General features: G+C 49.3%; 9 protein-coding genes. 7 read left to right on the top strand and 2 right to left on the bottom strand.

Features of this window, described 5'->3' with window-relative positions:
- Both Q7V32_RS00045 and Q7V32_RS00040 read right to left on the bottom strand, forming a co-directional pair.
- On the bottom strand, window positions 1–219 hold a 219-nt coding region (locus Q7V32_RS00045), incomplete at its 3' end, for a hypothetical protein (RefSeq protein ID WP_304894945.1).
- A gap of 34 nt (window positions 220–253) precedes the next feature.
- Entirely contained in the window at window positions 254–1,126 is an 873-nt protein-coding gene (locus Q7V32_RS00040) for a DUF4105 domain-containing protein (RefSeq protein WP_304894944.1), read from the bottom strand.
- A gap of 473 nt (window positions 1,127–1,599) precedes the next feature.
- Here Q7V32_RS00040 and Q7V32_RS00035 point away from each other — a divergent pair, with 473 nt between their 5' ends.
- From Q7V32_RS00035 to Q7V32_RS00005, 7 genes are all read left to right on the top strand, one after another.
- The gene (locus Q7V32_RS00035; RefSeq protein WP_304894943.1) at window positions 1,600–1,962 is read left to right on the top strand and encodes an STAS/SEC14 domain-containing protein; all 363 of its coding nucleotides are present in this window, start codon (window positions 1,600–1,602) and stop codon (window positions 1,960–1,962) included.
- A 101-nt stretch (window positions 1,963–2,063) separates the two neighbouring features.
- Window positions 2,064–3,314 (top strand): sodium:proton antiporter, encoded by a 1,251-nt coding sequence (locus Q7V32_RS00030; RefSeq protein ID WP_304894942.1) that lies wholly within the window; start codon window positions 2,064–2,066, stop codon window positions 3,312–3,314.
- Between the two features lie 25 nt (window positions 3,315–3,339).
- Window positions 3,340–3,885, top strand: a complete 546-nt coding sequence (locus Q7V32_RS00025; protein ID WP_304894941.1) for a DUF4136 domain-containing protein — start codon at window positions 3,340–3,342, stop codon at window positions 3,883–3,885.
- A 377-nt stretch (window positions 3,886–4,262) separates the two neighbouring features.
- Window positions 4,263–4,427 (top strand): DNA methyltransferase, encoded by a 165-nt coding sequence (locus tag Q7V32_RS00020; protein ID WP_370691391.1) that lies wholly within the window; start codon window positions 4,263–4,265, stop codon window positions 4,425–4,427.
- 69 nt (window positions 4,428–4,496) lie between these two features.
- A complete protein-coding gene (locus Q7V32_RS00015) occupies window positions 4,497–4,844 on the top strand; it encodes a hypothetical protein (RefSeq protein WP_304894940.1) in 348 nt (115 codons plus the stop codon).
- Between the two features lie 200 nt (window positions 4,845–5,044).
- A complete protein-coding gene (locus Q7V32_RS00010; RefSeq protein ID WP_304894939.1) occupies window positions 5,045–5,572 on the top strand; it encodes a transposase in 528 nt (175 codons plus the stop codon).
- A gap of 98 nt (window positions 5,573–5,670) precedes the next feature.
- Window positions 5,671–6,969 (top strand): DEAD/DEAH box helicase, encoded by a 1,299-nt coding sequence (locus tag Q7V32_RS00005; protein ID WP_304894938.1) that lies wholly within the window; start codon window positions 5,671–5,673, stop codon window positions 6,967–6,969.
- The last annotated feature ends 119 nt before the right edge of the window (window positions 6,970–7,088 follow it).

Raw genomic sequence — 7,088 nt, 5'->3', positions numbered from 1 at the left:
ACGCATACCCGTGCGAAATTCGTTAATCCCCAACTCTACGGTATGTCGATTCCAACCCAGCACGTCCTCAGCTTGTCGCGATTTCCCTTCCAGCAAGGTTTGCACAACATCACCCATCGCCTGACGTCGAGAGTCATAGGGAATTTGTTTTACCAAGCGGGTAATCAATTCCGCAAGCTCTTCTGTAAACATGACGGACGGGGCAATGGTTTCTTTCATCTTTGTCGGCCTGAGGTATTTCGCAAAATTACCATTATGACGGGATTTTTATGCCTGCGGTATCCCTGAGTAGAATTTTCCACGAAAAGGCCAGGTGTTCGGTATTGACCCAAGTTCTCTCCCAAATGGCAACGGTGCAATTGTCCAGTAAAGTATTGTAAAACGCGGGTTTTTCGTACAGCTCATTAATTTTTTCTATATAACTGAGAAAGAGACGGCGACCGTTTTCTTTTCCGCCAGTAGGTTTGAAAAGATAACCCTGTTCGGGTGGGTTGTTGCGATAGTTCGTTCGAAGCCGAATGACATCGCGCTCATCGGCGACTATGTACATTAACTCGTATTGCCGGAAAAAGCCTTTGATGGTGGAATATTCTTCATTCAATTCTTTACGCGTTTCGATGGAAACGGCCAGGTGTCCTTGCTCGCCAAAGTTGAAACTCAGAATGGTATGCGCGATAGCCGGGCCCATCCAGTAAAAGGCGAGCAGTTCGACTTCTTCAAGTTTGCTGACGTTATAGGTTTTGTCGTAATAGGCGGGGTCATAATCAAATTCGCTTCGATAATCGAAGTTGCGGATATTATGCAGGGTGACCTGGTCTCCCTCGATGGTTGCATAGGCCAGTTTTGCAACATCTTGTTGCCAGGCTCGATCATTGGAAGGCGCGATGCTGAGCCAAGCGATCAGGACGATAATAAACAGCGTCAAATGCACCCAAAAATAGCGAAAACGCCAGCGGAGCCCCAGAACATCCATCAAGGCTAAAATACCTGATAGGCCAAAGAGGACGGCAAAGCCTGTTTGCCATGGACTTGTCATGGAATCGCCGTAATATAGAGCCAGCACTCCCCAGGCAGTGATGCCGGTGAGAAGCAAACCCAAAAAAAGTTGTTTAAGTATTTTTTTCATAATTCCACATAAGGCTAAACTATCGATCATGATAGCCAGCATAACTTTTATATCATCACCTATCGATCGAATACAGTGCTTAAAGAAGGCTATGTTCGCGTTAGCAGTTGAAAGTAAATTAACGCCGTCATTCCGACATGGATTGCCGGCAGTAATTCTCAATTTGAAAAATATTACCTTTTAATTCAATGGCTTGCAAAAAAGTCCGGCTATCATAAAAAATATAACCTATTGAAATTATTTATTTTTTAAATCCAAATTGAGAATTGCTAGGATTGCCGGAGCCGTTAGACCGCGTAAGCGAATCCAGGTCACAAGGATGTGAAAGCCCAACGCCATCCATGGCTTCTGGACCCCGGCAATCCCTGCCGGGCGACATCCACTATTTACGCGAACAGTGCCTTAAAAAATGGATATGATTTAATTTTATGGTCTTGCTGCCAAATTCAATCAACTGACACGAGAAAAATCCTATGACTGCTGAAATCATAAATCACACCGACAACATTATCACGGTCAAAATTACGGGTAAATTGAGTTATCCGCAATTGATCGCTATACAGAATTCCGCCATCAGCATTATCCGCCAGCAAGGTAATATCCGCTTGTTGATAATTGCTGAAAATTTTAAAGGATGGGAAAAAGAGGGTGACTGGGGCGATTTAACGTTTCAGACAGAAAACGATGCTTACATTGAAAAAATGGCCATCGTGGGTGAAAAACAATGGGAGGAGATGGCCTTGATGTTTAGCGCCAAGGGATTTAGGGAATTTCCCATAGAATACTTTCAACCGGACGATTTACTCAAAGCCCAGCTTTGGCTGAAAGAAGATTAAGGCAATCCGTTAGCAATAGTCATGCAATCAGCAGGTTTGAGCGCCTCAGTTTAAACGCTCGATCATCGACCCTTCATAGGGACCGCCCGGAGAATCATTTTATGAAATTCTTTGCTTTTTATTTGTTGACGGTATTCATTTATAGCCTGGTTTCCCGGCGTCTGGAACGGACACTTTTCACCGCGCCAATACTATTTACGCTGGCCGGTATCTGTCTGTTTATGGCCTTTCCGGCGCAATATGCTCATCTGGAACTGAATCGGGACGGCTTATTGCTGATTGCTGAAATCGGATTGGTATTGACGCTGTTTACCGATGCGGCTCATATCAATCTAAAAAGTTTGAGTTTGATTGCAAACCGCAACCTGCCCATTCGCTTGCTGACCACAGGCATGTTGCTAACCATCGTACTGGGTGCAGCCGCTGCAATGCTCGTTTTCGGACAGTTTACCTGGCTGGAGGCCGGTATACTCGCCGCCATTTTGGCGCCCACCGATGCCGGCTTAGGGACGGTAATTGTCAACAGTCCACTGGTGCCGGCGCGTATCCGTCAAGCGCTCAATATCGAGGCGGGTCTCAATGACGGTCTTTCCGTTCCCTTTTTAATGTGTTTCACGGTCTTGGCGCTGCACAGTCATGAAGGCGTCACCACAGTATTGACCAAATTTCTGATCGAACAGATCGGTTACGGCTCCTTGATCGGTGGCGTCATCGGCCTTGCCGGAGGCTATCTGCTCGGTCTGGCTTGTCTTAAGCAATGGATGGCTAAACCTATGCAGCAACTGGGTCTGGTGGCGTTGCCCTTATTAGGTGTGCTGGCCTCCGAAGCTTCAGCGGCAAGCATGTTTATCGCGGCTTATGTTGCCGGTTTCGCCGTGCAGGCCGGGTTCTCGGAAGCGGGCCGACACAGTGTTGAATTTACAGAAACCTGGGGCCAATTATTCGACTTTTTCGTTTTCTTCCTGTTCGGATTGCTTTTCGCCCGATCCTGGCAGGAGTTCGCTGCGGTGCATGTGATCTATGGCTTATTGAGCCTGACCGTTGTCCGTATGTTGCCTGTGGCCTTAGCTTTGATAGGCAGCGGTTTAAGCCGGTCCACGGTGTTGTTCATGGGTTGGTTCGGCCCGCGGGGACTGGCTTCCATTGTTTTAGGGCTGGTTTATCTTGATCAGCATGCCAATTTACCCGGTGATTCCGATATACGGCTTTCAGTCATGATGACGGTGTTGCTTAGTATCTTTGTTCACGGCTTTAGCGCGATGCCGGGAATTCGCCGTTATGCTTTAAACATAGCAACGCTCGATTCCGCAGCTCCGGAACTTCAGCAAAACGAGCCTGAAAATCCTGCTTAATTTACCTACAACAAGAGCACTTACCATGTCTACATTATTACAACGATGCCTGTTTGCCGCTTTGGGCCTCTCTCTGTCAGCCTGTTCCAGCGTTTCTGTCACGACCGATTACGATCATTCGGCGTCCTTTGATCACTACCGGACCTATACCCTGGCCCCTTCAACCGATCCAGTCGGCTTATCTCCGTCAAGCGAAGCCGCGCTGCGTGATAGCTTGCGGACTCATCTTGCAACCCGCAATATAGCCGAAGTTGCCGGCAATGCAGATCTACATGTGGTGCGGCACATTTCAACCAAGGAAAAGCGGGTTGTTAATCAATCGTCCTACGGGAGTGTCCCTTATCGTTATGGCCGTTACGGCATGTGGGCCGGAGCTCCGCCCGTCTATACCGATGTATCCCAATACACGGTAGGGACTTTAATTCTTGATTTTGTGGATGCCAAATCTCAAAAACTGGTCTTCCGCGGCATCGCCACCGGCACGGTCAGCGATCCGGAAGCCAATGCCGAGCGCATCCGTGAAGCAGTAGAAAAAATCGTCCAAAGTTATCCCGGTGGTGTCAAGCCATAAGGCAGGGACGTGAAATAAGTTGAGTATCATTGCTCAGACCCTTTTCATGTAAGTAACGAAGAAGAGGGGCAAGAAACAAGGCCGTGCACGACTTGCTGACCAACAATCGGAAGGCTGAAATTCTGATATCAGTATTGTTAAAATGGCCAGAAGCTGAAAATGATCTTGAAGAAATCGGGTGGTTTATTGCGCAAGACAACCCTAACAACGCCGCCATCCTGTCAGGTTTTACTTGATTTATCTATTTTCCGCTTGAGGTTGGCATTGATATGGCCAGAATTTTTCATAGATCATACGGGATTGAACGGTTATTGTAGTGTCAACAAATATCGGCGTTTTGACTCTACCACTAGAACTATAAAAGGCAGTTATGCCGTATAGCCATCAACCCCAACGACCTCATCCTCGACAGTTTCCTCGGTTCCGGCACAAGCGCTGCAGTGGCCCACAAAATGAACCGCCGTTACATCGGTATCGAAATGGGCGACCACGCGCAAACGCATTGCCAATCCCGTTTGCAAAAAGTCGTCGACGGCGAGTAGGGCGGCATTTCCAAGGCCGTCAACTGGCCGGGCGGCGGCGGATTTCGCTTCTTCAAACTGGGCGAGCCGGTGTTCGACGCTTACGGTAAGCTCAACAATGACATCAAATTCGCTGCGCTGGCCGCGCATATTTGGTACGCGGAAACCAAAACGCCGCAGACCAAGCCAGCCGAATCAGCACTTTTGGGTGTTCATGACGGCAAAGCTTATTACCTGCTGTATAACGGGATCCTCGGCGACCGGAGACCACAAGGCGGCAACGTGCTGACCTCGCGTGTGCTGACCGAATTGCCCGGCCTTGGCGACCACGTCGGCCCGGTCACGATTTACGGCGAAAGCTGCCGCCTGGGACCGTCCCGCCTGGCCGAGCACAACATTACCTTCAAACAAATTCCCTACGACGTGAAGGCGTTGTGATGGCGGCGTTATCGCTCGGCCCAATGGATTTGATGGGCTTCGCGTTGCTCAGCCCATCCTACGAGGGGCATGTTGTAGGATGGGCAGAATGCAATGAAGCCCATCAACGGCAGACGACAAAGATTGTAGAATGGGTTGAACAACGTGAAGCCCATCGCTGGTAACCGAATACGTAACTAACCCTTCATCAAGGATCGATCATGACCGACTATCGCCGTTTGTACATTCCCGGCGCTTCGTGGTTTTTTACCGTGAATCTGGAAAATCGACGGAGTAACTTGCTCGTGGAACACATTGATTTGTTGCGCACCGCGTTTGCCTATGCCAAACAACGCCATCCGTTCCGGTTGGTTGCGGTGGCGGTCATGCCGGAACATCTGCATTGCATCTGGACTTTGCCGGAAGGCGACGCGGATTTCTCGACCCGCTGGAATTTGATCAAGGGCTATTTTTCTCGCCACCTGCCCGGCGGCGAAAGCATTTCCAAAAGCCGCTCCGGTAAACGCGAACGCGGTATTTGGCAGCGGCGATTTTGGGAGCATTACTTGCGCGACCAGGATGATTTTAACCGGCATGTCGATTACATCCATTGGAATCCGGTGAAACACGGTTGGGTGCAGCGGGCGCGGGATTGGCCTCATTCCAGTTTTCATCGTCATGTGCAGGCGGGGATTTATCCTTTGGATTGGTTGGGAGATGGTGTTGAGGAGATTGAAGGGGATGATTAGCTTAACAATGATGGGTTTGGTGTTGCCGCCCGCCAGCGATGGGCTTCGCGTTGCTCAGCCCATCCTACGTGGGAAAATTGTAGGATGAGCTAAACGCAGTGAAGCCCATCGCTGGTGGGCTGAATGCAATGAAGCCAACAGAATCAGAATTAAACAGGACTTTTGAATTTACGATGCTGACACTAAAAGGCTACCAACAACGCGCAATCGATACCCTGGACAGTTTTCTGTCCAAGGCCCGCGACCAGCAGAATGTAACGGACGCTTATACCGAAGCGTTGCAAGATCAAGGCTTACCGCCGTTGGCCTATCGGGATTACGGCTTTGCTTATGTGCCTTATGTGTGTTTTCGCATTCCCACCGGCGGCGGTAAAACCCTGCTGGCATCCCATGCCATCGTCACCGCGGCTAAAAGCTATCTGGATGTGGATTTTCCGATTACTTTGTGGCTAGTACCCAGCAATACCATCCGGCAACAAACCGTTGAAGCCTTGAAAAAGTCCGGTCATCCCTACCGGGAAAAGCTCGATTTTGCCTTTAACCATCAGGTTTTGGTGCTGGATATCGACGAGGTCACCCAAATCAGGCCGCAAGACATTGGCCAAAAAGCCATTGTAGTGGTGTCGACACTGGCAAATTTGCGCGTCAACGATACCTCGGGTCGTAAGGTGTACGCCTATCACGAAAATTTCGAGCCGCATTTTGCCAAGTTACCCGCCAATCATCCTCATCTGGGTAGGCTGGAAAAAGTCAGTGAAGCCGACATCCAGGAAGTAGGTTTAAGTGCCCACGAGTTGGGTAAAATCAAATACTCATTCGCTAATCTACTGGCCTTACACCGACCACTGTTGATTGTAGATGAGGCACATAATGCCAGAACGTCATTGACGTTTGACACCTTACAACGGGTGCATCCAGCGGCCATTATTGAATTTACCGCAACCCCGAACACCTCAAGCACTAATGGCAGCAACATTCTTTATCATGTTTCGGCAGCGGAATTGAAAGCCGAAGAGATGATCAAATTACCGATCATTCTGACCGAGCATCAAAACTGGCAAGACGCAGTACGCGATACCGTTATCACCCGCAATAAATTGGCTCAGGACGCACTGCAAGACGAAACCTATATCCGTCCAATTGCCTTACTGCAAGCGGAAGCCAAAAACGGCGAAGTGACGGTTGATGTGTTGAAAACCTATCTAACCGACGATTTACATATCGAAGCCAACACTATCGCGATTGCCACTGGCAACCAGCGCGAACTGGACGGCTTGAACTTGTTCGATCCCGCTTGCCCTATTGAATACATCGTCACTATTGAGGCCTTGAAAGAGGGCTGGGATTGCTCGTTTGCCTACGTTTTTTGCTCGGTTAAACCTAAAAAGAGCGGTTGAATCCACTAAGCAGGTGCTGGCAGGCATTCCGGCGGCTGCAATTGACGCCCCTTGAGGTACTTAACCAGCGCTGAACTCAAGATTCGGTACCAGCGCTGGATCGCTGTCAACTGCTCCGC

It is taken from the genome of Methylicorpusculum sp. (assembly GCF_030651835.1).
Classification (GTDB): domain Bacteria; phylum Pseudomonadota; class Gammaproteobacteria; order Methylococcales; family Methylomonadaceae; genus Methylicorpusculum.
The sequence above is the reverse complement of the archived record's forward strand: the minus strand, read 5'-3'. Positions and strand labels throughout refer to the sequence as shown.

What these genes read in the sequence shown, in the direction of transcription:
- Q7V32_RS00030 (WP_304894942.1), top strand. Translation starts at nt 2,064, where the DNA reads ATGAAATTCTTTGCTTTTTATTTGTTGACGGTATTCATTTATAGCCTG.
- Q7V32_RS00025 (WP_304894941.1), top strand. Translation starts at nt 3,340, where the DNA reads ATGTCTACATTATTACAACGATGCCTGTTTGCCGCTTTGGGCCTCTCT.
- Q7V32_RS00035 (WP_304894943.1), top strand. Translation starts at nt 1,600, where the DNA reads ATGACTGCTGAAATCATAAATCACACCGACAACATTATCACGGTCAAA.
- Q7V32_RS00040 (WP_304894944.1), bottom strand. Translation starts at nt 1,126, where the DNA reads ATGAAAAAAATACTTAAACAACTTTTTTTGGGTTTGCTTCTCACCGGC.
- Q7V32_RS00010 (WP_304894939.1), top strand. Translation starts at nt 5,045, where the DNA reads ATGACCGACTATCGCCGTTTGTACATTCCCGGCGCTTCGTGGTTTTTT.